The 25,247-nt window shown below is 71.7% G+C and carries 24 protein-coding genes; 11 read left to right on the top strand and 13 right to left on the bottom strand.

From position 1 onward, the window contains the following. Nucleotides 1-34: 34 nt before the first annotated feature. Nucleotides 35-604 (bottom strand): TetR/AcrR family transcriptional regulator, encoded by a 570-nt coding sequence (locus MED01_RS19015; RefSeq protein ID WP_238669908.1) that lies wholly within the window; start codon nucleotides 602-604, stop codon nucleotides 35-37. A 60-nt stretch (nucleotides 605-664) separates the two neighbouring features. On the opposite strand from MED01_RS19015, the gene MED01_RS19010 reads away from it, so the two are divergent. Further along, the gene (locus tag MED01_RS19010) at nucleotides 665-1,153 is read left to right on the top strand and encodes an FBP domain-containing protein (RefSeq protein ID WP_238669907.1); all 489 of its coding nucleotides are present in this window, start codon (nucleotides 665-667) and stop codon (nucleotides 1,151-1,153) included. Between the two features lie 61 nt (nucleotides 1,154-1,214). Here MED01_RS19010 and MED01_RS19005 read toward each other — a convergent pair whose 3' ends face one another. Continuing rightward, nucleotides 1,215-1,748, bottom strand: coding sequence for a GNAT family N-acetyltransferase (locus MED01_RS19005; RefSeq protein ID WP_238669906.1), 534 nt, complete (start codon nucleotides 1,746-1,748; stop codon nucleotides 1,215-1,217). A 158-nt stretch (nucleotides 1,749-1,906) separates the two neighbouring features. Here MED01_RS19005 and MED01_RS19000 point away from each other — a divergent pair, with 158 nt between their 5' ends. Together MED01_RS19000 and MED01_RS18995 are read left to right on the top strand one after the other, a co-directional pair. Next, the gene (locus MED01_RS19000; RefSeq protein ID WP_238669905.1) at nucleotides 1,907-2,389 is read left to right on the top strand and encodes a MarR family winged helix-turn-helix transcriptional regulator; all 483 of its coding nucleotides are present in this window, start codon (nucleotides 1,907-1,909) and stop codon (nucleotides 2,387-2,389) included. Nucleotides 2,390-2,399: 10 nt separating this feature from the next. Beyond that, nucleotides 2,400-3,386 carry a pirin family protein gene (locus MED01_RS18995; RefSeq protein WP_238669904.1) on the top strand — a complete coding sequence of 329 codons (987 nt, stop codon included), beginning with the start codon at nucleotides 2,400-2,402 and terminating at the stop codon, nucleotides 3,384-3,386. A gap of 68 nt (nucleotides 3,387-3,454) precedes the next feature. On the opposite strand, the gene MED01_RS35810 is transcribed toward MED01_RS18995, so the two are convergent. Further along, complete coding sequence (locus MED01_RS35810) at nucleotides 3,455-3,583, bottom strand: hypothetical protein (protein ID WP_256441970.1); 129 nt, start codon at nucleotides 3,581-3,583, stop codon at nucleotides 3,455-3,457. Nucleotides 3,584-3,717: 134 nt separating this feature from the next. Between MED01_RS35810 and MED01_RS18990 the strand changes: the two genes are divergently transcribed. Then, nucleotides 3,718-5,307 carry a phospholipase D family protein gene (locus tag MED01_RS18990; protein ID WP_238669903.1) on the top strand — a complete coding sequence of 530 codons (1,590 nt, stop codon included), beginning with the start codon at nucleotides 3,718-3,720 and terminating at the stop codon, nucleotides 5,305-5,307. On the opposite strand, the gene MED01_RS18985 is transcribed toward MED01_RS18990, so the two are convergent. Continuing rightward, nucleotides 5,256-6,005: a hypothetical protein gene (locus tag MED01_RS18985; protein ID WP_238669902.1), complete on the bottom strand. Its 750-nt coding sequence runs from the start codon at nucleotides 6,003-6,005 to the stop codon at nucleotides 5,256-5,258. The genes MED01_RS18990 and MED01_RS18985 overlap by 52 nt on opposite strands. 379 nt (nucleotides 6,006-6,384) lie before the next feature. On the opposite strand from MED01_RS18985, the gene MED01_RS18980 reads away from it, so the two are divergent. Then, nucleotides 6,385-7,209 carry a SigB/SigF/SigG family RNA polymerase sigma factor gene (locus MED01_RS18980; protein WP_238669901.1) on the top strand — a complete coding sequence of 275 codons (825 nt, stop codon included), beginning with the start codon at nucleotides 6,385-6,387 and terminating at the stop codon, nucleotides 7,207-7,209. Nucleotides 7,210-7,324: 115 nt separating this feature from the next. Here MED01_RS18980 and MED01_RS18975 read toward each other — a convergent pair whose 3' ends face one another. Genes MED01_RS18975 through MED01_RS18965 form a run of 3 tightly spaced genes read right to left on the bottom strand, consistent with a single transcriptional unit; the run spans nucleotide 7,325 to nucleotide 10,098 of the window. Beyond that, the gene (locus MED01_RS18975) at nucleotides 7,325-7,915 is read right to left on the bottom strand and encodes a GNAT family N-acetyltransferase (protein ID WP_238669900.1); all 591 of its coding nucleotides are present in this window, start codon (nucleotides 7,913-7,915) and stop codon (nucleotides 7,325-7,327) included. Then, complete coding sequence (locus MED01_RS18970) at nucleotides 7,912-9,423, bottom strand: APC family permease (RefSeq protein WP_238669899.1); 1,512 nt, start codon at nucleotides 9,421-9,423, stop codon at nucleotides 7,912-7,914. The genes MED01_RS18975 and MED01_RS18970 overlap by 4 nt, the downstream gene beginning before the upstream one ends. Before the next feature lie 48 nt (nucleotides 9,424-9,471). Further along, nucleotides 9,472-10,098 (bottom strand): GOLPH3/VPS74 family protein, encoded by a 627-nt coding sequence (locus MED01_RS18965; RefSeq protein ID WP_238669898.1) that lies wholly within the window; start codon nucleotides 10,096-10,098, stop codon nucleotides 9,472-9,474. A gap of 183 nt (nucleotides 10,099-10,281) precedes the next feature. Between MED01_RS18965 and MED01_RS18960 the strand changes: the two genes are divergently transcribed. From MED01_RS18960 to hrpB, 3 genes are read left to right on the top strand one after another with little or no spacing between them, the layout of a single operon-like run. Continuing rightward, on the top strand, nucleotides 10,282-11,106 hold the full coding sequence (locus MED01_RS18960; RefSeq protein ID WP_308193514.1) for a helix-turn-helix domain-containing protein: 825 nt from the start codon (nucleotides 10,282-10,284) through the stop codon (nucleotides 11,104-11,106). Between the two features lie 41 nt (nucleotides 11,107-11,147). Beyond that, nucleotides 11,148-11,348 (top strand): DUF397 domain-containing protein, encoded by a 201-nt coding sequence (locus tag MED01_RS18955; protein WP_112678514.1) that lies wholly within the window; start codon nucleotides 11,148-11,150, stop codon nucleotides 11,346-11,348. A gap of 28 nt (nucleotides 11,349-11,376) precedes the next feature. After that, nucleotides 11,377-13,917, top strand: coding sequence for an ATP-dependent helicase HrpB (gene hrpB / locus MED01_RS18950; RefSeq protein ID WP_238669897.1), 2,541 nt, complete (start codon nucleotides 11,377-11,379; stop codon nucleotides 13,915-13,917). Nucleotides 13,918-13,925: 8 nt separating this feature from the next. On the opposite strand, the gene MED01_RS18945 is transcribed toward hrpB, so the two are convergent. Continuing rightward, nucleotides 13,926-14,651 carry a PP2C family protein-serine/threonine phosphatase gene (locus tag MED01_RS18945; RefSeq protein ID WP_238669896.1) on the bottom strand — a complete coding sequence of 242 codons (726 nt, stop codon included), beginning with the start codon at nucleotides 14,649-14,651 and terminating at the stop codon, nucleotides 13,926-13,928. A 274-nt stretch (nucleotides 14,652-14,925) separates the two neighbouring features. Between MED01_RS18945 and MED01_RS18940 the strand changes: the two genes are divergently transcribed. After that, entirely contained in the window at nucleotides 14,926-17,535 is a 2,610-nt protein-coding gene (locus MED01_RS18940; protein WP_238669895.1) for a glycoside hydrolase family 9 protein, read from the top strand. Between the two features lie 65 nt (nucleotides 17,536-17,600). On the opposite strand, the gene MED01_RS18935 is transcribed toward MED01_RS18940, so the two are convergent. Then, entirely contained in the window at nucleotides 17,601-18,257 is a 657-nt protein-coding gene (locus tag MED01_RS18935; RefSeq protein ID WP_238669894.1) for an HAD family hydrolase, read from the bottom strand. 250 nt (nucleotides 18,258-18,507) lie between these two features. Between MED01_RS18935 and MED01_RS18930 the strand changes: the two genes are divergently transcribed. Further along, the gene (locus MED01_RS18930; RefSeq protein WP_238669893.1) at nucleotides 18,508-19,482 is read left to right on the top strand and encodes a hypothetical protein; all 975 of its coding nucleotides are present in this window, start codon (nucleotides 18,508-18,510) and stop codon (nucleotides 19,480-19,482) included. Between the two features lie 207 nt (nucleotides 19,483-19,689). Beyond that, a complete protein-coding gene (locus MED01_RS18925; protein ID WP_238669892.1) occupies nucleotides 19,690-20,943 on the top strand; it encodes an MFS transporter in 1,254 nt (417 codons plus the stop codon). 3 nt (nucleotides 20,944-20,946) lie between these two features. Here the strand turns inward: MED01_RS18925 and MED01_RS18920 are convergent, their stop codons facing one another. From MED01_RS18920 to MED01_RS18905, 4 genes are read right to left on the bottom strand one after another with little or no spacing between them, the layout of a single operon-like run. Next, nucleotides 20,947-21,204, bottom strand: a complete 258-nt coding sequence (locus tag MED01_RS18920; RefSeq protein ID WP_238669891.1) for a UBP-type zinc finger domain-containing protein — start codon at nucleotides 21,202-21,204, stop codon at nucleotides 20,947-20,949. Beyond that, the gene (locus tag MED01_RS18915; protein WP_238669890.1) at nucleotides 21,201-22,772 is read right to left on the bottom strand and encodes a Na+/H+ antiporter; all 1,572 of its coding nucleotides are present in this window, start codon (nucleotides 22,770-22,772) and stop codon (nucleotides 21,201-21,203) included. The genes MED01_RS18920 and MED01_RS18915 overlap by 4 nt, the downstream gene beginning before the upstream one ends. 37 nt (nucleotides 22,773-22,809) lie before the next feature. Beyond that, on the bottom strand, nucleotides 22,810-23,775 hold the full coding sequence (locus MED01_RS18910; RefSeq protein WP_238669889.1) for a TIGR03885 family FMN-dependent LLM class oxidoreductase: 966 nt from the start codon (nucleotides 23,773-23,775) through the stop codon (nucleotides 22,810-22,812). A 52-nt stretch (nucleotides 23,776-23,827) separates the two neighbouring features. Further along, complete coding sequence (locus MED01_RS18905) at nucleotides 23,828-25,243, bottom strand: NADP-dependent succinic semialdehyde dehydrogenase (protein ID WP_238669888.1); 1,416 nt, start codon at nucleotides 25,241-25,243, stop codon at nucleotides 23,828-23,830. Between the last annotated feature and the right edge of the window lie 4 nt (nucleotides 25,244-25,247).

Below are 25,247 nucleotides of genomic sequence, written 5' to 3'. Positions count from 1 at the left end.
GACCGGGTGGGGCAGACGTCTGCCCACCCGGCCGTCAGCGCGACGGCCAGTTGGTGAGGACGGCGTCGAGGGCGTCCAGGGTGCGCGACCAGGAGTCGTCAGTGGGGCGCGGGGTGTGCCGGAAGCCGCCGGTCTTCTCCAGGCTCACGAACCCGTGGAAGGTGCTGTGCATCATCCGCACCGCGTCGGTCTGGTCGGGCTCGGAGAGCCGGTAGCCGCGCAGAATCGCCCGGGTCATCTCGGCGTGCCGGACGCCCGCGCTCGCGGCGGCGGTCTCCGGGTCGAGGTCGATCTGCATTGCCGCGTAGCGGCCCGGGTGCTCTCGCGCGTAGTCGCGGTACGCGTTGGCGAACGCCACCAGGGCGTCCTTGCCGGCCCGACCGGCGAGCGCGGCGGCGACCCGGTCGGCCAGCTCCGCCAGCGCCAGCAGGGCGATCCTGACCCGCAGTTCGTGTGCGTTCTTCAGGTGGAAGTACAGGCTGGCGTCCTTCACCCCGAACTGGCGGGCGAGCGCGGCAACAGTGACGTTCTCCACGCCCACCTCGTCGGCCAGCTCGGCCGCGGCCAGCGTCAGGCGCTCGACGGTCACCCCTGCGCGTGCCATCCACCACACTCCAAACCTATCTTTGTTAATGGTTTGCCTAGGGTGGCTAGGCTACTACCTATGTTGGTCCTGACCGAATCCGTCATCCGCGCCTCCTTCGTCAATTGCAGCCGGGGCGAGGCGAAACGGCTGACCGTTCCAAACGATCTTGAAATGCGCCAGTGGGACGACCTCGACTTTCTCGGCTGGCGGGATCCCGCCGCGCCGCAGCGGGCCTACCTGGTCGCCGAAACCGACGGCAAGCCGGCCGGAGTGGTGCTGCGCGCCGCGACCCACCAGACGGGGCGCGTGCGGCACAGCATGTGCTCGTTCTGCCTGACCACCCACCTCGGCGGTGGCGTCACGTTGATGACCGCCCCGAAGGCCGGTCCGAGCGGACGGCAGGGCGACTCCGTGGGCACGTACCTGTGCTCCGACCTGGCCTGCTCGCTGTACCTGCGGGGAAAGAAGCACGCGGGGCCCCCCGCGCCCGAGCCGCTGCCTCTGCCGGAGCGGATCGACCGCGTCAGGACCGCTCTCGCGACGTTCCTCCGCAAGGTCACCGAGTGACGGTTCGCGACAAACCGTGCGGCCGGGGCCCGAGCGTGTGCGGGCCCCGGTCCGCCTCCGGCTAGCGGTCGGTGGCCAGGCGGGCGTGCAGGTGCTCGTCGTAGCGGCGGCCGTCGCCGTACCGGTACGACTCGCGCAGCGTGCCCTCGGCCGGGTAGCCGGCGCGGTCGGCGACCCGGCAGGACGCCGGGTTGGCCACCGCGTGACACAGCTCCACCCGGTGCAGTCCGAGATCCGCGAACGCCCACTCGGTGAGCCGGACGACGGCGCGGACCGCCACCCGACGCCCCCGCGCCGCGGGAACCGTCCAGTAGCCGATGGACGCGTCGCCGTCGTGGATGCGGTGCAGCGACACCGAGCCGAGCAGTTCGCCGTCGGCAGCCGCGGTGACCGCCATCGAGGCATGACCACCCGTGGACCAGTCGGCCCGGCGACGCACCCAGAGCAGCGCGACCTCGTCGTCGATCGGGTCGCCACCCTGCGGGTTCCACTGGGCGATCGCCGGGTCCCGGAGCGCGTCGCGCACCGCCGGGGCGTCCTCATCCCGCCAGGGGCGCAGCAGCAGGTCGGCGGCGGAGAGTTCCACGTGTTCCACGAGGCCGGAGTCTGGCACAACCTGCGGCCTACGCGCCGCCGGATTAACGCCGGTTTCCTTCAAAGCTGCACGATCTCATTGGCGAGGGCGCGGGAAAGTGACCCAGACAACGCTCAACGCTGTTACTTAAATTTTAAAGTAGTGCTACCGTCGTGGACATGACCGAGAGCCTGGACAGCACCCGAGAGGCCGCCTGGCGCGCCTACATCGAGGCCAGCCAGCGTCTCTACACCCAGTTGGAAGAGGATCTACGGGTCGACAGCGACCTCAGCTTCCCCGACTACCACGTGCTGGTCCTGCTCTCCGAGGCACCCGGGCAGCGGCTACGGATGGGCGAGCTGGCCAGCCGGTTGATCTTTTCGCCCAGCCGCCTCACCTACCAGGTCTCCTCCATGCAACGTCGTGGCCTGGTCAGCAAGGAGCCCTGCCCGGACGACCGGCGCGGCAGCGAGGCGGTGCTCACCGCCGCCGGGCTGCTCGCCCTGCGGGAAGCCGCACCCCACCATCTGGCGTCGGTGCGTACCCATCTCATGGACGACCTCGACGATGCCGAGGTCGCCTGCCTCACCCGGGTCTTCGACCGGCTCGGCGAGCGCCTGCGGGCATCGCGGGCCAGCTCGACCACCCCCGCCTCACGCTAGGAGCCTCGACATGCCCGCGATCACCGTCGACAACGTTCTCGTCCTGCCCCGCCTGCCCCAGCTCGACGAAACCACCACGATCCGCCCGGTCCGCACGGTGACCACGGCGCCCAGCGGCTTCGAGGGTGAGGGCTTCCCGGTCCGTCGCGCCTTCGCCGGGGTGTCGACCACCGACCTGGACCCGTTCATCCACCTCGACCAGATGGGCGAGGTGGACTACGCGCCGGGCGAGCCCAAGGGCACTCCGTGGCACCCGCACCGCGGCTTCGAGACCGTCACCTACATCATCGACGGCGTCTTCGACCACCAGGACTCCAACGGCGGGGGCGGCACCATCACCGACGGTGACACCCAGTGGATGACGGCAGGCAGCGGCCTGCTGCACATCGAGGCGCCGCCGGAGCACCTGGTGATGAGCGGCGGGCTCTTCCACGGCACCCAGCTGTGGGTCAACCTGCCCCGCTCGGCCAAGATGAACCCGCCCCGCTACCAGGACATCCGGGGTCGGGAGTCGGCGCTGCTCACCACGCCCGACGGCGGCGCGCTGATCCGGGTCATCGCCGGCGAGGTCGCCGGGCACCGCGGCCCGGGTTCGACCTTCACCCCGATCACCATCACGCACGTCACTGTGCAACCGGGCGCGCAGGTCGACCTGCCCTGGCGGCCCGACTTCAACGCCCTGGTGTACGTGCTGGGCGGTCGCGGCACGGTCGGCGCCGACCGGCGGCCGGTGCGTACCGGCCAGCTCGCGGTGCACGGCCCGGGTGACGCGCTGCGGTTCAGCGCCGACACCGTGCAGGACAGCAACACCCCGGCACTGGACCTCTACATCATGGGTGGTCAGCCGATCAGGGAGCCGGTGGCGCAGTACGGCCCGTTCGTGATGAACACCCGGGACGAGCTGCTCAAGGCGTTCGAGGACTTCCAGGCCGGCCGTCTCGGCGTGATCCCCACCGAGCGGCTCCCGCACACCGGCGGCCAGGGCGCCCGGCCCTGACCACTGTCGGCAGTAGTTGAGTTCGGCGCCGACGCCTCCGGTTCACCCCCGGTGGCGTCGGCGCCGCCTCAGGAGACCGCAAAAATCCCGGCGACGCCCAGAATCACCATCACCAACACCGCTACCAGCGCACCCCGTTCGCTCTCCACCGCCGGCTCGCGGTTCTCGGTCACGGGATTCGTCGTGTCGCGGGGCATTGTGTGGCCTCCTCGGCTGTTGTCGCGTCGCTTCCGTCTGCGTTGGCCAGGTCACCGGTCAGGGGGCCTGGCGTGCGGACCCGCGTCGGGGGTCCTACCGTGAGGACGTTGCCGACCTCCAGGGGGGCTGGACGGTGCCGTTGCAGGACTGGTTTCTCACCGCTGAGGAACGCGCCAACCCGGTCTCTGGCATACCCGTATGGACGACGGGAAACCTCGCCGAGCCGTTGATTCACGGTGCCGCGTACTTCGACCGACTGGTCGACGAAGTCGAGGCCCTGGCCCCTGGCGACCACCTGTTCTTCACCGACTGGCGGGGTGACCCGGACCAGCGACTGCGCCCGGACGGTCCGACAGTTGCCCAACTCTTCGCCCAGGCCGCGCAGCGCGGTGTGGTGGTGAAGGGGTTGATCTGGCGCTCGCACCTCGACGTCCTGGCGTACAGCGAGGCGGAGAACCGCGACCTCAGCGAGACGATCTCGGCCGCCGGTGGCGAGGTGCTGCTTGACCAACGCGTCCGGCGCGGCGGCTCGCACCATCAGAAGCTCGTGGTGCTGCGACACCTGGGCGCGCCCGAGCGGGACGTCGCCTTCGCCGGCGGGATCGACCTGTGCCACAGCCGCCGCGACGACGCCGCGCACCACGGTGACCCGCAACCGGTGCAGATGTCCCCCCGGTACGGACCCAACCCGCCCTGGCACGACGTGCAGCTCGCGGTGCGCGGTCCGGTGGTCGGTGCGTTGGACACCGTGTTCCGGGAACGCTGGACCGACCCGATGCCGCTGGACTCGGAGAACCCGGTGGCCTACCTGCGGGACCGGCTGCGCGGCTCGGACCTGCGCCCCGACCCGCTGCCCGAACAGCCGGCCGATCCGCCGCCCTGCGGTCCGCACCAGATCCAGGTGCTGCGCACCTACCCCGCCGTCCGCCCGCGCTACTCGTTCGCACCGGACGGAGAGCGGACAGTGGCCCGGGGTTACACGAAGGCGGTGCGCCGAGCCCGCCAACTGATCTACCTGGAGGACCAGTACCTCTGGTCGGCCGAGGTCGCGGACCTGTTCGCGCACGCGCTGCGGGACAACCCGGACCTGCACCTGATCGCCGTCGTCCCCCGCCACCCGGACGTGGACGGCAAGCTGGCACTGCCGCCGAACATGGTCGGGCGCGAGCAGGCGCTGTCACTGTGTGAGCGGGCCGCACCGGACCGGGTGCACGTGTTCGACGTGGAGAACCACGCCGGCGACCCGGTCTACGTGCACGCGAAGGTCTGTGTCGTCGACGACGTCTGGGCCAGCGTGGGCAGCGACAACTTCAACCGGCGGTCCTGGACTCACGACAGCGAGTTGTCCTGCGCCGTCCTCGACGAGACCCTGGACCAGCGGGAGCCCGCCGACCCCACCGGACGGGGCGACGGCGCGCGCAGCTTCGCCCGGGACCTGCGACTGCGGCTGTGGCGCGAGCACCTGGACCGCGACCCGGACGGCGCTGACGACGCCGACCTGCTGGACCCGGCGGACGCCGTCGCGGCCGTCACGGCCGCCGCCGACGCGCTACAGCGGTGGTACGACGACGGCCAGGTGGGGCAACGGCCGCCGGGGCGACTGCGCCCGCACCGCCCCGAACGGCTTCCGTGGTACACCAGGGCCTGGGCGCTGCCCATGTACCGGCTGGTCTACGACCCGGACGGCAGGCCGCTGCGGGCGAGGCTGGCCGGCACCTGGTGAAGCGATCGGGCCGGCTCAGGAGCGGCGACCGCGTGCACGTTCAACCCGCCGGGGTAGGCGAACGACGAGCGCGGTGAGTAGTAGCCGAAGCCGATGGTCAGCGGGTTGGCCGGGCGCAGCGCGTACATCGGGTGGCCGCGCTGGAGGAACTCCACCGACTCGATCTCGAACGGGGCGACCGGCTCGGCGACGAACGGGTAGGCCGAGCTGAGCAACTGGCCGTCGCGCCGGGTGAAGTAGCGGTGGTGGCCACTGCTGATCACGTGCCCGGTCTCGCCCACCCGACACCGCGCTCGGATCAACGGCGTGCCGTCGATCTCCGTCTCGGAGAGCAGGTCCTCGCCGTTCACGTCGATCCGGGTGCGCCCGGCGAGCACCGGGGCGCCGCGGGCGAGGGCGTACTCGCGGACCCGCCGGGTGGAGGCCACGTAGTGGGTCCACCAGCCACCGGCGTTGAGGCCGCCCGGCGCATCGACGCCCAGCAGCGAGACGCCGAGGTAGGTCAGCGAGTACGCGCCGAAGCCGGAGGTCTGTGTCTCGTCGTCGACGATGTACTGGTTGAGGAAGACCTGCCGGTCGGGGCGGGGGCAGAGCCCGGGTGGGACGAGCGCGGCGACCGCGTCGGGATCCGCCGGCAGCCAGCTGAAGTAGAGGGTGCGGCTGTTCACGACAAGCTGGGGAGCGGCTGGATCGAGCACGGTGCCTCCGAACCGGGTGTGTACACGCGACGCTACGGCCGGTCCCACCAGCGGGACAAGGACGGATAGTCGACACTCCTGCCGACTTGTCGGATTTCATGTTGACCACTCGACGCGACCCGTGGGCCGATCGGCCGGACCGGCCGGACCGACCGGGCAGCGAACCCGCAGCGGGAACGACGGGTAAGGATCCTCACAACCACCCGAACTTCCGCCCCACTTGCCCTTTTTGTTGCTCAACACACCTTAAGTACATCAACCTTTCGGCTAGATTTCTAGGAGACGATCAGGTTAAGGTGACTCCCGAACGGCCTATTGGAAGCTAAACCAAAGCGTCACGTCTTTTTTGTCAGCGGACGAGGTGCAGGGAGGACCACCCATGACCGCGCCAACGATCACCGAGCAGCCGAGCGCCCCCGTCAAGGCCACCACCAAGCTTGACCCGCGCGCCCTCACCGACAGCGCCGCCGACCTGCTCAACGCGATGGCGGCGCTGCCCGCCAACCACCCGTCGCGCGCCGCCCTGCGGGACCGGGCGATCGAGGCCTGGCTGCCGCTCGCCAACCACCTGGCCCACCGCTACAGCGGGCGCGGCGAGCCGAACGACGACCTGGCGCAGACCGCCGCGATCGGCCTGATCAAGGCCATCGACAAGTTCGACCCCGAGCGCGGTGTCGACTTCGCCGGTTACGCGATCCCCACCATCATCGGCGAGCTCAAGCGGCACTTCCGGGACCGCACCTGGGACATCCGGGTGCCCCGCCGGCTCCAGGAGCTGCGGCTGGCCATCTCCGACGCCAACAGCTCGCTGCTGCAGACCCTCGGCCGCTCGCCGACGGTCGCCGACATCGCCGCGCACCTCAAGCTCACCGAGGAAGAGGTGCTGGAGGGCCTGGAAGGCGCCCGCGCGTACAACGCGGTGTCGCTGTCCACCCCGACCGGCGACGGCGAGCGCGCCACCGAGCTGGGCGACATGCTCGGCGGCGAGGACAGCGAGTTCGAGCTGGCTGAGCTGCGCGTGGCCCTCGGCCCGGCGCTGGCCACCCTCGACGAGCGCGAGCAGAAGATCCTCACGCTGCGCTTCTACGGCAACCTGACCCAGTCGCAGATCGCCGACCAGATCGGTGTCTCGCAGATGCACGTCTCGCGGCTGCTGACCCGGGCGCTGACCAAGCTGCGCGGCCAGCTCGACGGCACGTACTGACAGTTCGACGAGGAAAGGGCCGGGTCCGTGGACCCGGCCCTTCCCTCTGTCCGTGCTGTCACGCGAGCGTTACAGTGCGACCACAGGATGTGCTGCTCGCGTCGACCTGACCGACTCAGTGCCCGACGGGCTCGCGCCACATCGGCCAGAACGGCGTGCCGTCAGGCACCCGGAACGGCTCGCCGGCCAGGTAGCCGTGCTTCGCGTACAGGTCCCGGCTGCGCGGGCTGCTCGCCTCCAGGTACGCCGGCATTCCGTTGGCGTCCAGCCAGGCGTGGTGGTGGCGCATCAGCGCGCTTCCCAATCCCTGCCCCTGCCGGTCGGGCCGGGTCGCCAGGAACGCGAGGTGGTGGTGATCCGGATGCGGGTGGTGCGCCGCGAACAGCTCGTCGAGGTGCTGGAACCGGTCGGTCCACTCACCGCAGGCGGCGGCCAGTCGGGCGTCGTAGTCCGCCGGCGGCGGCGCCGGCTCACCGACCGACGGAAACCACACCGCGACCGAGGCCCGGTCCGCTGTGGCGTGGACGATGCCGTGCCGCATCGCGTGCCCGACCAGGATCTCGAAGTCGCCGGCCAGTACCGCCTCCCGCTTGCTCGGGTCGGGCACCAGCCAGTAGGTCACCTCCAGGACGGTGAACGCCTCGGCGATCCGACCCGCCACGAGCGTGGTCTCCTCCGGCCCGAGTTGCTCGATGACCACGCTCATCGGGTCACCTCCACGGCGGCCGGCGCGTCCGGCTTGACGGCGGCCGTGGCGCTCGCCGCCCCCAGACCGATCCGGGCGTACGTGTCCGGGCGGTTGCTGCGCAGCAGCAGGGCCCAGCCGATGCCCAGCAGGGCCGCCACCGGGTACGCGGCGGGCAGCGCCCAGCGCAGCGTCGAGTCCGGCGCGACGCCGAGCAGGTTGGCGAAGTTCGACACGGCCAACCAGATGATCACGAAGAGCGCGATGGTTGCCAGGCCGGGCGCGATGGCCCGTCGCCAGAGGTTCTCGCCCCCGGCGGAGCGGGCGAAGTAGGCGATCACCGCCACCGAGGTGGTGGCGATCAGCAGCAGGACACCGAAGCCGCCGGTGGTGCCGACCCAGAAGAAGAGCTGGACCACCGGATCCCAGCCGTTGATCGCGTACAGCAGGATGACCAGCAGTCCGAGGACGCTCTGCGCCACCGAGGCGGCCCGCGGCGCTCCGGTACGAGCCGAGGTCTGCCCGAACACCGCTGGCAGCACCCGTTCCCGACCGAGGGCGAAGGTGTAACGGGCCGTGGTGTTGTGGAACGAGATCATCGCGGCGAGCACCGAGGTCAGGAAGAGCACCTGCCCGATGGTGACAGCGGTGTCGCCGAGGTGCGCGGCGGCCAGGTTGAAGATGAGCCCGACGCTCTGCTCGCCGGCCTCGGCGACGATCTGGTCCTGCCCGACCGCGACGGTCATGGTCCAGGACGACAACGCGTACAGCCCGGCGATGATCGCCACCGAGAGGTAGGTGGCCAGCGGCACGGTGCGCTTCGGGTCCTTGCTCTCCTCGCTGAAGACCACCGCCGACTCGAAGCCGACGAAGCCGAGGACGGCGAGCACCAGCACCGCGCCGACACCCGGCACGAAGAGGTTGTCCGGTGAGAACGGGGCGAAGCTGACCCCACCCTCGGCCGGGTTGCCGAGCTGTCCCAGGTCGAAGACGAGGACCACCACGATCTCGGCGACCAGCAGCGCGGCCAGGACCATGCCGTTGAGGTCGACCCGGAGCAGGCCGAGCAGGCCGACCAACGCCCACGCCACCAGGGCCACGACGCTCCAGTGCGGGTGCCCGCCGAAGAGCCGGTCGAGCACCGGCTCGGCCGCCACGCCGATGGTGCCGTACAGCCCGACCTGCAGCGCGTTGTACGCGATCAGCGCGACCCAGGCGGCGCCCACGCCGGCCGGTCGGCCGAGGCCGCGAGAGACGTAGGCGTAGAAGGCGCCGGCGTTCTCCACCCGGCGGGACATCGCCACGTAACCCACCGAGAAGAGCGCGAGCACCGCGGCGATCAGCAGGAACGCCAGGGGGATGCCGGTCACCCCGATGACGCCGTAGCCGGTGGTGACGACGCCGGCCACCACTGTCAGCGGCGCGGCGGCGGAGAGGACGAAGAAGATCACCGAGGGGATGCCGAGGCGGCCTCGGGCCAGGGCTTCGGAGACGTTGCTGGGTCGGTCGACTGTCGATGTCGGGGGCATACGACTACTCCGATTGTCGAGGGGAGGGTTGGGGGTTACCGGAGGGGATCACGGGATGCCGCGCAGCACGGCGGCGCCGACGGCGGCCTCGGTGTGCCCGACGAGTTCCTTGAGTGGCGCCGGCAGCGCGGGGATGAGGACGTTCAACCGGTGGTGCGCGCGGGGGCCGGCGCTCCACAGCACCTCGCGGGTCAGCCCCGCGGCCACTACCAGGCCGAGCAGCAGGGCGTCCGGCACACCCGGCGGGTCCGGCCGGTCCAGCAGGGCCCGTAGCCGGGTGGCCGGCCAGGCCACCGCGTTGAGGTCGATCGGCAGGTAGCTGACGGTGGTACGCAGCAGCCGGCGACTCTCCTGGCGGCGCAGCACCCCGGCGCGGGCCAACCGCTCCCCCACCGAGGCCGTGGCGCTCTGCGCCAGGAAGCTCAACCAGGTGCGCAGCTCCCGGTGCTGGGACTCGCCGCCCAACTGGTCCAGCACCGTGTGCGCCAGGGCATCGGCCGGGGGACGCCGGTCGATGACGGTGATCTGCCCGGCCGTGACCGTGATGTGTCCATAGAGGAGCAGCTCGCCGAGGAGCCCACCGGCCAACCCGAGCCCGGTCGCCGCCGGGTGCAGTTTGGCCTTGCCACGACTGTCGTTGTGTGCGATCAGGAAGAACTCGTCGGCGATGAGCAACGGTCCTCCCGCACAGGTGTGTCCACAGTGATCGCGACCGGGAAAGGATGCACCGACAGCTACTGCAACGCAACTCCCAGATTTGAAAGTTGCACTCCGTGCATCTGCGACCTGCGGATCTTGTCGTGGCAGACTCGGACGGTGACCGCCACTCCCGCCATCCGACCCGCCGCCAGCCCGACCGTGCGGCGACGCCGCATCGCCCGGGAACTCCGCCAACTTCGGGAACGCGCGGGCATGACCCTCGATGTGGCAGCCCGTCAGCTCGACATGTCGAAGAGCAACCTCTCCCGGATCGAGACCGCGCAGATCGGCATCAAACCGCGCGACGTCCGGGCCGCTCTCGCGCTGTACCAGGTGACCGGTTCGGATGCCGAGGCGCTCATCGAGATCGCCAGGGGGGCACAGCAGCGCGGCTGGTGGCAGAACTACAGCGACGTGCTCCCCGAGTGGTTCGAGTTCTACGTCGGGCTGGAGGCGGAGGCGGCGGCGCTGCGCACGTACGAGGCCGAGTCGGTGCCCGGACTGCTGCAGACCGAGGCGTACGCCCGGGAGATCTTCCGACGCACCGCCGGCGAGGACGGTCTGGAGCGCAAGATCGCCGCCCGGCTGCGTCGGCAGGAGGTGCTGCGCCGCGAGGACCCTGTCGATCTGTCGGTGATCCTCAACGAGGCGGTGCTCCTGCGCCCGGTCGGCGGGGCCGCGGTGATGGCCGAACAACTCGTCCACATGAGCCGGATCGCTCAACTACCCAACGTGACAATCCAGGTACTTCCCTTCACCGCTGGCGGGCATCCCGCGATGAGCACCCCGTACGTGATCCTCAACTTCGCCGATGCCGCCGACGCGTCAGTGGTTTACCTGGATAACCTCACGATGGGGCTGGCTCTGGAGGAAGGCGATCATGTGCTCGGGTATAGCCTTCTGCACGAGGAGCTGTGCCGGATGGCGCTCGATCCGACGGCGTCGTTGACCCGTCTTGAGCATGCTTCTCGTAACTTTGCGTGACCGCCTCTGCGGCACGCCGACGCAGACGAGAGGTACCGCGGATGACGGCGTACGACCTGACCCGAGCGGACTGGCGCACCAGCACGCGCAGCAGCGGCAACGGCAACTGCGTGGAGGTAGCGACAGTCGACGGTCAGGTCGCCGTCCGGGACAGCAAGGACCGCTCCGGCCCGGTGCTCGCCTTCGGTGCGACGGCCTGGCGGGCCTTCGTGCTCGGCGTCGGCGAGGTCCGTCGCTCCTGACGCACCCGTCCCGGTGCGAGACTGGGCCGTGCTCTCCGACGTAACAGTTGACCTGCCGGTCCGTCCGGTGCTGCCGGCGCTGGTCGCGGCACTCGACGCGGCCGGCGCCGGTGTGCTGGTGGCCCCGCCGGGCACCGGCAAGACCACCCTCGCGCCGCTGGCGGTGGCCGACCGGGTGACCGGTCGGGTGGTGATCGCCCAACCCCGCCGGGTGGCGGCCCGTGCGGCTGCCCGGCGCATGGCCGAGCTGCTCGGTGAGCGGGTCGGTGAACGGGTCGGCTACGCGGTACGCGGCGAGCGCCGGGTCGGTCCGGCGACCCGGATCGAGGTGGTCACCACCGGCCTGCTGGTCCGCCGGCTGCACCACGACCCGGAGCTACCCGGCACGGGTGCGGTGCTGCTCGACGAGTGCCACGAACGCCAACTCGACGCCGACCTCGTGCTGGCCTTCACAGTGGAGGCGCGCGCCACCCTCCGGCCGGACCTGTGGCTGCTGGCGATGTCGGCGACCCCGGACACCGACCGGTTCGCCGCGCTGCTGGGCGGGCCGGCCCCGGCCCCGGTGGTACGGGCCGACTCGGCGTTGCACCCGGTGCAGCGGATCTGGGTGCCCCCGGCGCGTCCGATCGCCCCGCCCGGGGCCGGACCGGTGGACCGGGCCCTGCTCGACCACGTGGCCGCCACCGTCCGGCGTGCGCTGCGTGAGCACGACGGCGACGTGCTCGTCTTCCTGCCCGGGGCCGGCGAGATCGCGGCGGTCACCGGCCGGCTGGCCGACCTGCGGGACGCGGTCGCGCTGCTGCCGCTGCACGGCCGTCAACGCGGCGCCGAGCAGGACGCCGCGCTGCGTCGCGCGGACCGGCGGCGGGTGGTGCTGGCCACCGCGCTGGCCGAGACCAGTCTGACCGTCCCGGGTGTGCGGATCGTGGTGGACGCCGGGCTGTCCCGGGTGCCCCGGATCGACCTGGCCCGTGGGCTGGGCGCGCTGGTCACCGTGCCGGTCTCCCGCGCCGCCGCCACCCAGCGGGCCGGCCGGGCCGGCCGGGAGGCCCCCGGGTACGTCTACCGCTGCTGGTCGGCGGCCACCCACGAGCGGCTGCCCGCCCGTGCCGAGCCGGAGATCGCCACCGCCGACCTGACCGGCTTCGCGTTGGAGCTGGCCGCCTGGGGTCGACCGGACGGCGTCGGGCTCGCGTTGCCCGACGCGCCACCGGCCGCCGCGATGACAGTGGCCCGGGACACCCTGCAGACCCTGGGCGCTGTCGACGCCGACGGTCGGATCACGGCACGGGGGCGGTCGATCGCCGCCGCCGGGGCGCACCCACGGCTGGCTCGGGCGCTGCTCGACGGTGCCGGCCGGGTCGGCGCCGACCGGGCCGCCGAGGTGGTCGCCCTGCTCGCCGAGGAGAGCGCGGCCGGCCCCGGTGACGATCTGGTCGCCGGTTGGCGTCGGCTGCGCACCGGCGTGGACGCGGGCGCGACCGCCCGCTGGCGCACCGAGGTACGCCGGCTGCGGGCCGCGCTGCCTGCCGGCGCCCCGCCGAAGGGCCGCGCCGACGCCACCGGCCGCACCGGCTCGGGTGGGCTGAGCGACGATCTCGCCGCCGGGCTGCTCGTCGGTCTGGCGTACCCGGAACGGTTGGCCCGGGTGCGGCGGCCGGGCGGTTCGGCGTACCTGATGACCGGCGGGACCGCCGCGGAGCTGGCGGCCGGCTCAGGGTTGGCCGGGTCCGACTGGCTGGCGGTGGCAGTCGCGGACCGCACCCCCGGCGCGCCGTCGGCCCGCATCCGCCGGGCCTCCCCGGTGGACGAGGCGACGGCCCGGGAGGCGGCCGGTCCGTTGCTGCGCACCGGCCGCGAGGTCGGCTGGTCCGACGGGGACGTGGTGGCCCGGGAGGTGACCCGGCTGGGCGCGATCGAGCTGGTCCAGCGGCGGCTGGACCGGCCGGACCGGGCGGAGGTGGCCGCCGCGCTGCTGACCGGACTACGCCAGGACGGGCTGGGCCTGTTGCAGTGGACGCCAGCGGCTCGGGCGCTGCGCGAGCGGCTCGCGTTCCTGCGGCACCACCTGGGCGAGCCGTGGCCGGAGGTCGGCGACGACTCGTTGCTCGACACCGCGCCGACGTGGCTGGGCCCGGAGCTGGCCGCCGCGCGACGCCGGGCCGACCTGGCGCGAGTGGACGTGTCGTCGGCGCTGCGTCGGCTGCTGCCCTGGGCGCAGGCCGCCCGCCTCGACGAGCTGGCCCCGGAGCGGATCGAGGTGCCGAGTGGCTCTCGGATCCGGCTGGACTACGGCGACCCGGCCGCGCCGGTGCTCGCCGTGAAGCTTCAGGAGACGTTCGGCTGGCCAGCGGCCCCCCGCATCGCCGATGGTCGGGTGCCGGTGCTGCTGCACCTGCTCTCCCCCGCCGGCCGGCCGGTGGCGGTCACCGCCGACCTGGCGTCGTTCTGGCGTACCGGCTATCCGCAGGTCCGCTCCGAGCTGCGCGGGCGCTATCCCCGGCACCCGTGGCCGGAGGATCCGGGAACGGCGACACCCACCCGGCACGCCACGCCACGTCGGCGCTGAGCGCCGGCCTACTCCTCGACGACGTCGGCCACCACTACCGTGACGTTGTCCGGCGCGCCGGCGTGCAGGGCCAGGTCGATCAGCTTGGCGGCGCAGGCGTCCCGGTCCGGATAGCCGCTGAGCACCTCGGTGAGGGTGTCCGGGCGAACCACGTTGGAGAGGCCGTCGCTGCACAGCAGCCACCGGTCGCCGGCCCGGGGCACCATCGTCGCGTACGACGGGGAGACCTCGTCACCCTGCAACGCCTGGGTCACAACGGCCCGGCGCGGGTGGCTGCTGGCCTGGTCCGGGGTGATCACGCCCTGATCCACCAGCATCTGGACGAACGTGTCGTCCCGGGTGACCTGCTTGAGCACTCCCTCGCGGAACAGGTAGGCCCGGGAGTCGCCGACGTGCGCGAGCGCCAGACAGCTGCCGGTACGGGCGAACAGCAGGGCGGTCAGCGTGGTGCCCATGCCCTGGCGCTCGGGATCCTCGGCGACCGCCTGTCGGATCCGGGAGGTGGCCAGCGCGATGCCGCCTTCGAGCGCGGCCACCAGGGCGTCCTCGGGTGTCTCCACGTCCAGCGGGGCGAACGCGTCGATGGTGAGGGCGCTGGCCAGGTCGCCGGCGGCCATTCCGCCCATGCCGTCGGCGACGGCGACGAGCCAGGTGCCGGCGTGCAGGGCGTCCTGGTTTCCGCTGCGGATCAGCCCACGGTCGCTCGTTCCCACGGAACGCAGCTTCAGGGTCATGGGAGGCAGCCTGCCAGGCGAAGGGCGCAGTTGTCTCTAGGAGATCAGGACGACGGCGCGTGGCGCGGCCAATCTCACGTCCGGGTGGTGGCGCGTCGGAGGGCGCCGCCCGGGCTGAGCGCCCTCGTCGGATGCTGAAACCCATCCAACCAGATCAATTGACATGGCGTACCGGCACTGGAAACATCGAGCCGATACCTGGGAGCGCTCCCAGGTTCCTTCGCATCACAGTGCCACCACCAACGTCCCACTTTCCGTCCCGGAAGGACTCCCCGTGACGCCATCCCGACGCCGCCTCCTGTTGGCTGCGGCGACCACTCTGGCCCTCACCGGCGCGGGCGCCGGCGCGGCCCACGCCGACCCACCACCGGACGCCCCCGAGCAGATCGACAACGGCGACTTCAGCGCCGGGGTGAGCCCCTGGTTCTCCTTCGGCACCGGCGCGCTGGCGGTCACCGACGGCCAGCTCTGCACCACAGTCGCGGGCGGGCTGGCGAACCCGTGGGACGCCGGCATCGGCCAGGACGGCGTGCCGCTGATCGCCGGCGCCGAATACACCCTCGGCTTCGCTGTCTCCGCCACCCCCGGCGCCGCGGTCAAGGCCGTGTTGCAGCTCGGCAGCGCCCCGTACACCACGTACGCGGCAGTGGACGCCACCGCGACCGGCACCCTCCAGCGGGTCGAGCAGACCTTCACCGTCCCGGACGACAACCCCAACGCCCAACTGATCTTCCAGGTCGGCGGTGCCGCCCAGGCGCAGACCATCTGCCTGGACGACGTCTCGCTGCGCGGCGGCGAGCCGCCCGAGCCGTACGTGCCGGACACCGGGCCACGGGTGCGCGTCAACCAGGTCGGCTACCTTCCCGGCGGCCCGAAGAACGCCACTGTCGTCACCGAGGCCACCACGGCGCTGCCCTGGCAGCTGCGCAGCGCCGCCGGCGCCGTCGTGGCCAGTGGCACCACCACCGCTCGCGGTGTCGACGCCGCCTCCGGGCAGAACGTGCAGACAGTCGACTTCTCCAGCTACCGCACCCCCGGCACCGGGCTCACGCTCACCGTCGACGGCGAGACCAGCCACCCGTTCGACATCTCCGGCGCCCTCTACGACCAACTGCGCTCCGACTCGTTGCAGTTCTTCTACGCCCAGCGCAGCGGCATCGCCATCGACGGTGACCTGATCGGCGACGAGTACGCCCGCCCCGCCGGCCACCTCGGCGTCGCACCCAACCAGGGCGACACCAGCGTGCCCTGCCAGCCGGGTGTCTGCGACTACTCCCTTGACGTGCGCGGCGGCTGGTACGACGCCGGAGACCACGGCAAGTACGTGGTCAACGGCGGCATCGCCACCTACCAGCTGCTGAACACCTTCGAGCGGACCAAGACGGCGGCCACCGCCAACGGCGGCGCGGAACTCGCCGACAGCACGCTGCGGGTGCCCGAGCGCAACAACGGGGTGCCGGACATCCTGGACGAGGCCCGCTGGGAGCTGGAGTTCCTGCTGCGCATGCAGGTGCCCGCCGGCAAGCCGCTCGCCGGCATGGTCCACCACAAGATCCACGATCAGAACTGGACCGGGCTGCCGCTGTCCCCGCAGGACGACCCGCAGCCGCGCGAGCTGCACCCGCCGTCGACCGCGGCCACCCTCAACATGGCCGCCACCGCCGCCCAGTGCGCCCGGCTCTTCGCCCCCTACGACGCGGCGTTCGCGACCCGCTGCGGCACTGCCGCGAAGACCGCCTACGCCGCGGCCAAGGCCCACCCGGCGGTGTACGCCAGCCCGACCGACGGCACCGGCGGCGGCGCGTACGACGACAGCAACGTCACCGACGAGTTCTACTGGGCGGCCGCCGAGCTGTACCTGACCACCGGGGCGCAGAACTACCTGGCCGACCTGACCGCCTCGCCGCACCACACCGGCAACGTGTTCGACGCCCGGGGCTTCGGCTGGCAAAGCGTCGCCGCGCTGGGCCGCCTCGACCTGGCCACCGTGCCGAACGGGCTACCCGCCGCCGACCTGGCCCGGGTCCGCGCCTCGGTCACCGCCGCCGCCGACACGTACCTCGCCGAGCTGCGCCGGCAGGCGTACGGGCTGCCGATGCCCGGTGACGCCAACAGCTACTTCTGGGGCGGCAACAGCAACGTCATCAACAACGCCGTGGTGCTGGCCACCGCGTTCGACCTGACCCGCAACCCCGCCTACCGCGACGGGGCCGTGCAGGCAATGGACTACATCCTCGGTCGCAACGCCCTGAACATCTCCTACGTCACCGGGTGGGGAGAGCACGCCGCGCAGAATCAGCACAGCCGGATCTTCGGCCACCAGCTCGACCCGAACCTGCCCCGACCGCCCGCCGGCTCCCTCGCCGGTGGCCCGAACGCCGCCCTTCAGGACCCGTTCGTGGCGCAACTGCTCGCCGGCTGCGAACCGATGTTCTGCTACGTCGACGACATCAACTCGTACTCGACGAACGAGGTGGCGATCAACTGGAACTCGGCGCTGACCTGGATCGCCTCGTTCCTGGCCGACCAGGGTGACGCCGGCGCGGTGCCGGCCACCACCTGCACGGCTCGCTACACCAACTACGGCGCCTGGCAGGGCGGCACCGGGTTCACCGGGCAGCTGACCATCCAGAACACGGGCACCACCGCCGTCAACGGCTGGAGCGTGCGGTTCGCGTTCACCGGTGACCAGCGGGTGCGCGAGGCATGGCTGGCGAAGGTCACCCAGTCCGGCGCGACGGTGACCGCGCGCAACGAGTCGCACAACGCCAAGATCGCCCCCGGCGGCTCAGTGATGTTCGGCTTCAACGCGACCACAGGCGGCGGCGCGAACCCGGGCCCCGGCCTGGTCACCGTCAACGGCGCGGCCTGCTCGCTGACCTGAGACCCGTCCTGGTGGCCGCCAGGGGAAGGCGGCCACCAGGACGGCACGAGCACGCGGTCGGCGGGTCAACCGCCGGCCGCGTTGTGCTTCGCGACCAGGCTCGGGAGTTCGTCCAGCGAGTCGATCCGGAACAGGCACCGATCGGCCACTGTGGAGGGATCGAGGATGTGCCCCCATGGACCGCGTCGGATCAGGCAGGTCTTCATGCCCGCCTCCAGGGCCGGGCGCACGTCGTTGTCGGGCCGGTCGCCGACGTACAGAATCGACGACGCGACACCACCGCAGACGGCGACGATCCGCTCGAAGAACGCCGGTGACGGCTTCGCCACACCCCACCCGTGCGACGTGCCGATCACGTCCACCGGAAGGTCGAGATCGCGCAGGGTCGCCTCGGCGTGAGCTGGCTGGTTGCCGGCCAGGCCCACGAACAGGCCCTGGTCCTTCAAGGACGCCAGGCACCCCCGGGCGTCCGGGTAGAGATCCTCCTCGGCGAACGACTCCGGCTGGCCGGCAGCCTCCCGACGCTCCAGCTCGACCGTGAGATCGAAGTCGGGCCGGAAGACCCGGAACGTCTCCTGATAGTCCAGACCCCGGGCGATCACCGCACCGAAGACCGCCGAGAAGGTGTGCCGGGGCACGCCGAGCCAGTCGGCCCAGGCGGCGAACTCGTGGGACTCGTCGAGAATTGTCCCACCAACATCAAAGATGACCGTGCCAATCATGCCCGTCCCCCGTTGACGCTCGCACTGTCGGTGGAGCATAGACGGGGGTACGCGCGGCCGGCGAGCTTGCATGATCAGTTGATGGTGGGTGACGGGAACTCCGGCGGCGGTGTTGTCGCTGCGCAGGACAGTTCGAGGGCGCGCGGACGAGGTGCCCGCGGCTGGCGCTGTCGAGCTGATGACGTGAACGAATCGCCGGCACGCGGCAAAACCGATGGATCGGACGCGCCGACTGAGCCATGGTGACGCCATGGATGGCGGCGATCTGGTTGGTGACGATCTGGCTGGCAGTGGGTCGGCAGGCGGTGGGTCGGCAGGCGGGGACCTGACCGGCGCGGAGCGTCGAGTGTGGGCGGCGATGCCAGCGGGGTCCCGCAGCGCATTGTCCGGGCTGTCCGGCGCAGACCTACGCAGTCTGCTGTTGAGCGTGGCCCGCGACCGGGCGGCGACCGCGCGACCGTCCGCTGTGGTACGACGGTGGCACGAGGACCGCTTCGTCCGCCCGGCCCGCGCCGATCCGCGTGTGCTCGCACAGGTGGAGGCCAGGATGTGGCAGCTACTGCCCGCCGACGTCGCCGGGGTGGAGCTGTCGCCGGTCGTACCGGTCGGCACCTGCTCGGCGGTCACGCCGGTCAGCCAGAACAGGATCGTCACCACGATGCGCGCCAGCGAGGTGCTGAGCGATCCCACCAACGCCCTCGCCATCGAGGCGGCCGTACGTCGCCGCCGACAGAGCGAGGTGCACCTGGCCGCTGCCCATCGGGTGCTACGGGCGCAGGACTTCGGCGGCGAAGCGTCGGCGCACTTCCGGCTCTTCGCCCTGGTATCCAGCGCCCGGGACACCGGCTCGGGTGCCACGCAGGCCCGGCTGCTGGTTCGGCACCTCACCTACTGGCGGACGGTCCTCGCCGAACTGGCACCGGCCGCCGCGCCCCAACTGCACGTCACCCACTTCGACGACGAGACCGTCCGGGAGCGGCTCACCGACACCGTCCGACCGGCACTCGACGTGGGTGTGGTGCCACTCGTGGACGAACCGGAGCGCTCTCGCGGTCGCGGCTACTACACCGGCTGCGCCCTGCGGATCACGATGCTGGACGGCAGCCTGGAGATCGGCGACGGCGGCCTCACCGACTGGACCGCTCGGCTGAGCGGTGACGCGAAGGAGCGCTGCCTCGTCTCCTGCCTCGCCACCGAACGTCTGGTCGACGGCATCAGCCGCTGAGCCCGGCTCAGTGAACCTGGAGACCCAGCCCAGCCGCAGGCCGTCGTGCGCACGACTCGCGAAGACCACCTCGTCCATCGTTCCGAGTGGCCACTCGTCGTCGTCGCTGGAAGCGACCGATCCTGGCCGGGGATCCGGAGGCGGGCTGTGACGGATGCCGCACCCGGCGGGGCGTCGGCGAGCATCCGTCGACCCTACGGTCGAGGTGTGGGCACCACGGCAGAGGTTGGCGGACGCTGGCGGTCGCTGTCGCCGCTTCCGCCGCCCGGTCGGCTGCGCACTCTGTCGCTGGCCACCCTCGCCAACACGGTCGGCACCGGGCTGTGGGTGACGGGCGCGGCGCTCTTCCTCACCCGCGTCGTGGGGCTGAACCCGACCGAGGTGGGGCTCGGGCTCACTCTCGCCGGCCTGGTCGGGCTCACTGCCAGCGTCCCGCTCGGCGGGCTCGCCGACCGACGTGACCCCCGGAGCCTCCGGGCCGTCCTGCAACTGGCACAGGCCGCCGTCGCCGCCGCGTACCTGCTGGTCGACTCTTTCCCGGTCTTTCTGCTGGTGGCCACACTGGACGCTCTGCTGATCTCCGGCAACCTTGCCGTCCGCGCCGCGCTGGTCGCCGCGGTGGGCGGCCCGCAGGGCCGGGTGCACGCCTTCGCCACCCTGCGCGCGGTGGCCAACCTGGGCGTGGCGCTCGGTGCGGGGCTGGCCGCGTTCGCGCTGCTGGCGGACACGGGGTGGGCGTACCGACTGCTGGTGCTCGGCAACGTCGCCACCTATCTGGTCTCGGCGGCGCTGATCATGCGACTCCCGGCGTACCCGCCGGCCCTGCGGCCAGTGCGGCAGAGAGCCGGCCGGGCGCTACGCGACGGGCCGTTCCTCGCGGTCGCCGGAGCCTCGGCGGTGCTCTCCGTGCACCACGTGGCGTTGACGCTGGTGCTGCCGCTGTGGGTGGTGGCGCACACCGATGCGCCTCTGGTGACGGTCTCCGCCCTCCTGCTGGTCAACACGCTGCTCACGGTGCTGCTCGCCGTACGGCTCAGCGGGAGCGCCCGGCACGCGGTGCCGGCGGCGGCGACGATGCGCCGGGCCGGGCTGATGCTCGCGGCCGGGATGCTGCTCTGGGCCGCGACCGCCGTCGTGCCCACCACTGTGGCGGTCGGCCTGCTGCTGGGCGCGACGGTGATCTACACCGTGGGCGACCTGTGGCACGCCGGGGCCGGAGCGGCGCTGGCCTACGACCTCGCCACCCCGGACGCCCTCGGCGCCTACCAGGGGGTCGACGGACTGCTCGCCGGACTGGTCCGTGCGGCCGGGCCGGCCCTGCTGACCTGGTTGATCATCGACGGCGGCCCGGTCGGCTGGCTGGTGCTGGCCGGGTTGCTCGCGCTCACCGGCCTCGCCGTGCCGCCACTCACCCGACGCGCCCTGGCCCACCGCGTCAACCGGTCACCGCACCAGGGCTGACCGTCAGCCGATCTCCTCGTCGACGAAGCACCAGCGCCAGGCCTCTCCCGGCTGCGCCGAGCGGATCACCGGGTGGCCGGTGGACGCGAAGTGCTTGCTCGCGTGCTGGTTCGGCGACGAGTCGCAGCAGCCGACCTGCCCGCAGCTCAGGCAGGTGCGCAGGTGCACCCAGTAGGTGTCGCCGATGGCGACGCAGTCCGCGCACTCGTCGGGGGTACGCGGCTCGGCGGCACCGGCCTCGGTCAGGTGCTCACAGCTCACTTCTCAACCTCTCGCAGCAACGACTCTTCCAGGTCCAGGTCACGGTAGGCCCGCACCAGCACCTCCTCAGGGATCCGACCGGAGTCTCGGGCCGCCCGGAACACATCCCGCTCGGCGTCGATCATCTCCTGCCGCAGCCGACCGTACGCCTGCGACGGGGTCTCCCGCTCGTCGCCGCCGAGTCGTTCCCACGCCATGTTGGTGCGGTCCTCCACCGCTCGGCGTAGCCGGTCCACCACCGCGTCGGGCGCGCTGGCGGCCAACTCGTCGAGGCGGTCCTGGGCGGCCTTGCTGGCCTGCTGCTGCACGGCGGCCGCGGAGAGCGCGTCCTGCACCGGGTCGTCCTGTGGCAGCTTCAACCGGCGGGCGACCAGCGGCAGGGTGGCGCCCTGACCGACAAGGGTGAAAACGATCACGGCGAAGGCCAGCCAGATCAACAACGCCCTGGGGTACGGCTCGTCGTCGGCCAGGGTCAGCGGCAGGGCCAGCGCGGCGGCCAGGGTGACCACGCCCCGCATGCCGGCCCACCCGATGATGATCGGGAACTTCGGTGACGGCCGCTCGTCACGGCGGCGCACCCTGGGGACCAACCGGGCCAGGTAGGTGGCCGGGAAGAGCCAGACGAACCGGGTCAGGAAGACGGTGGCGAGCACCGCGAAGGTGATCAGGATGAGCGATCCGATCGGCTCGTCGAGATCGCGCAACACCTCCCGTAGTTGCAACCCGACCAGGAGGAAGACCAGACCCTCCAGCAGGAATCGGACCAGCCGCCAGAATGCGCCGATCTGCAACCGGGACGCCGCCGACAGCAGTTGGGGCAGCTTGTGCCCGAGTACCAGGCCGGTGACGACAACGGCGACGACACCGGAGGCGTGCAGGTGTTCGGCGGTGAACACCACAGCGAACGGGATGATCAGCGACAGCGCGTTGTCCAGCAGCGGGTCGGTGATCCGCCGATGCAGGAAACCGAACACCAGCGCCCCGAGCGCCCCGATCAGGATGCCGCCGCCGGTGGACCGCAGCACCTCGATGGCGATCTTGTCGGCGCCGACGGCCGAGCCGACGGTGGCCATCGTCGCGACCCGCAGCAGCACCAGCGCGGTCGCGTCGTTGACCAGGCTCTCGCCCTCAAGGATGGTGACGACCCGGCGGGGCAGTCCGACCCGACGGGCGACGGCAGTGGCGGCCACGGCGTCCGGTGGGGCCACCACCGCGCCCAGGGCAAGGCAGATCGCGAACGGCAGTTGCGGCAACAGCAGGTGCAGCACCAACCCGACCACGAAGGCGGTGAACAACACCAGGCCGACCGCGAGCAGCAGGATCGGCCGGATGTTGTTCTTGAACGCCGGCACCGAGGTCTCCAACGCCGCCACGTAGAGCAGCGGCGGCAGGATGCCGACCAGCACCAACTCCGGGTCGAGTTCCACCTGTGGGAAGCCTGGCACGAACGAGAGCGCCAGGCCGAGGACGACCAGCACGATCGGCGCGAGCAGGCCGAGCCGGCGCGCCAACGCGGCACCCAGTGTGGCGATCGCCAGGAAGACGACTACCGGAAACAGGCTTTCCATGGGGTACGAGCCTAGGGGTACGCCCGTTCGGCCTCGATCAGCCGCCTGGGCGCAGCTTCGGCAGCACCTCCGCGCCGAACGCGTCGATGAAGCCGCGCTGCTCCTGCCCGACGTGGTGCAGGGCGATCTGGTCGAAGCCGAGCTCCAGGTACTCCTCGAGCCAACCGACGTGCCGACCCAGGTCCGCCGACACGTTCACCACCTCGGCGACCCGCTGTGCCGGCACGTCGGCGGAGACCACGTCGAAGTGTTCGACGGTCTCCAGGTCCCAGCAGACCGGCGGGGCGAAGACGTTGCTGCGCCACTGGTCGTACGCGAGCGCCTCGGCCTGAGCCTGCTCCGGCGCCCAGGAGACGTGCACCTGGAGGTGCAGCGGCCCACGTCCGCCCGCGTCCCGGTACGCGTCGATCATTTCGCGCAGGTGCGCCACCGGGGCGTTCACGGTGATCAGCCCGTCCGCCCACTCGCCGCACCAGCGGGCGGTGGCCACGCTGACGGCGGCGCCGACCAGCGCGGGCGGCTGCTCGGGGCGGGTCCACAGTCGGGCCCGATCCACCCGGACCAGGCCGTCGTGGCTGACCTCCTCGCCGGCCAGCAGGGCCCGGATCACGTCCACGCACTCGCGCAGCCGGGCGGCGCGCACGTCCTTGCGCGGCCAGGGGTCGCCGGTGATGTGCTCGTTGCTGGCTTCGCCGGTGCCCAGGGCCGCCCAGAACCGGCCCGGGTACATCGCTCCGAGGGTGCCGATCGCCTGCGCGATGATCGCCGGGTGGTACCGCTGACCGGGCGCGTTGACCACGCCGAACGGCATGCCGGTGGCCTGCAACGCCGAGCCCAGCCAGGACCAGGCGAAGCCGGACTCTCCCTGCCGGGCGCTCCACGGGGAGAAGTGGTCGGAGCACATGGCGGCGTCGAAGCCGGCCCGCTCGGCGTGGATCACCGCCTCCAACAGGGCGCGTGGACCGATCTGCTCATGCGAGGCGTGGAACCCGAACGACGTCATGGGCACACTTCCTACCCACGACGGCACCGGCTGACGCGTGCCGCGCCCCGAACTACTCGGCGTGCGCGCCGGCGCCGGCCGAGGCGGCGCCCTCGCCCACCCAGACCGTCTTGGTGTTGCAGAACTCCCGCATGCCCAGCGCCGACAGCTCCCGCCCGTACCCGGAGTTCTTCACACCGCCGAAGGGCAACTCGGGGTACGAGGTGGTCATCCCGTTGATGAACACGTTGCCGGCGTCCAGGTCGGTGGCGAAGCGCTCCTGCTCGGCCGGGTCCCGGGTCCAGGCGTTCGAGCCGAGTCCGAAGCTGGTGCCGTTGGCGACCTCGATCGCCTCCTCGTACGACGAGACCCGGAACAGGCCGGCGACCGGGCCGAAGACCTCCTCGGACCACATCCGCATCTGCGGGGTGAGGTCGGTGACAACTGTCGGCGGGTAGAACCAGCCGTCGCCGCTCGGCGGCTCGCCGCCGCACAGCACTGTCGCGCCGTTGTCGACAGCGTCGCGGACCTGGGCGTGCACCTCGTCGCGGCCACGCTCGCTGGCCAGCGGCCCGACGTCGGTGTTCGGGTCCATCGGGTCGCCGACGCGCAGCGCGGCCATGTTGGCGGCGAACTTCTCGGCGAAGGCGTCGAACACGTCGGTGTGCACGATGAACCGTTTCGCGGCGATGCAGGACTGGCCGTTGTTCTGGCAGCGGGCGGTGGTGGCGACCTCGGCGGCCCGGTCCACGTCGGCCGAGGGCATCACCACGAAGGGGTCGCTGCCGCCGAGTTCGAGGACGGTCTTCTTCAGCTCCCGTCCGGCGATCTGCGCGATGGACCGGCCGGCGGGCTCGCTGCCGGTGAGCGTCGCGGCGCGAACCCGGGGGTCGCTGAGGATGTGGTCGACGGCCTCCGAGTCGACAAGCACTGTGGTGAAGGCCCCCTCGGGGAAGCCTGCTCGCCGGAACACGTCCTCCAGCAGCAGCGCGGTCTGCGGCACGTTCGAGGCGTGCTTGAGCAGGCCGGTGTTGCCGGCCATCAGCGCCGGGGCGGCGAAGCGCATCACCTGCCAGAGCGGGAAGTTCCACGGCATCACCGCGAGCACCACGCCGATCGGCTGGTAGCGGATGAACGCCCGGGTGGCCTTCACGGCGTCGGCGTCGGCGGGCTCGTCGGCGAGGAACGCGGGGGCCTTGTCGGCGTAGAAGCGGGCAGCGCTGGCGCACTTGGTCACCTCGGCCTGCGCCGCGACGTACGTCTTGCCCATCTCCGTGGTCATGATCCGGGCGATCTCGTCGCGCTCGGCGTCCAGCAGGTCGGCTGCGGCGTTCATCCACTGGGCGCGCTGGTCGATCGTCGTCGCCCGCAGCTGGTGGAACGCGAGGTCGCTGCGCTCGATGGCGTCGTCGAGTTGCTCGGTGGACATCGCCTCATAGGTCTTGAGCACCTGTCCGGTGGCGGGGTTGGTGGTGGCGATGTGGGGCATTCCG

This window comes from Micromonospora alfalfae (genome assembly GCF_022230925.1).
GTDB lineage: Bacteria > Actinomycetota > Actinomycetes > Mycobacteriales > Micromonosporaceae > Micromonospora > Micromonospora alfalfae.
This window is presented reverse-complemented; position numbering and strand designations above follow the sequence as displayed.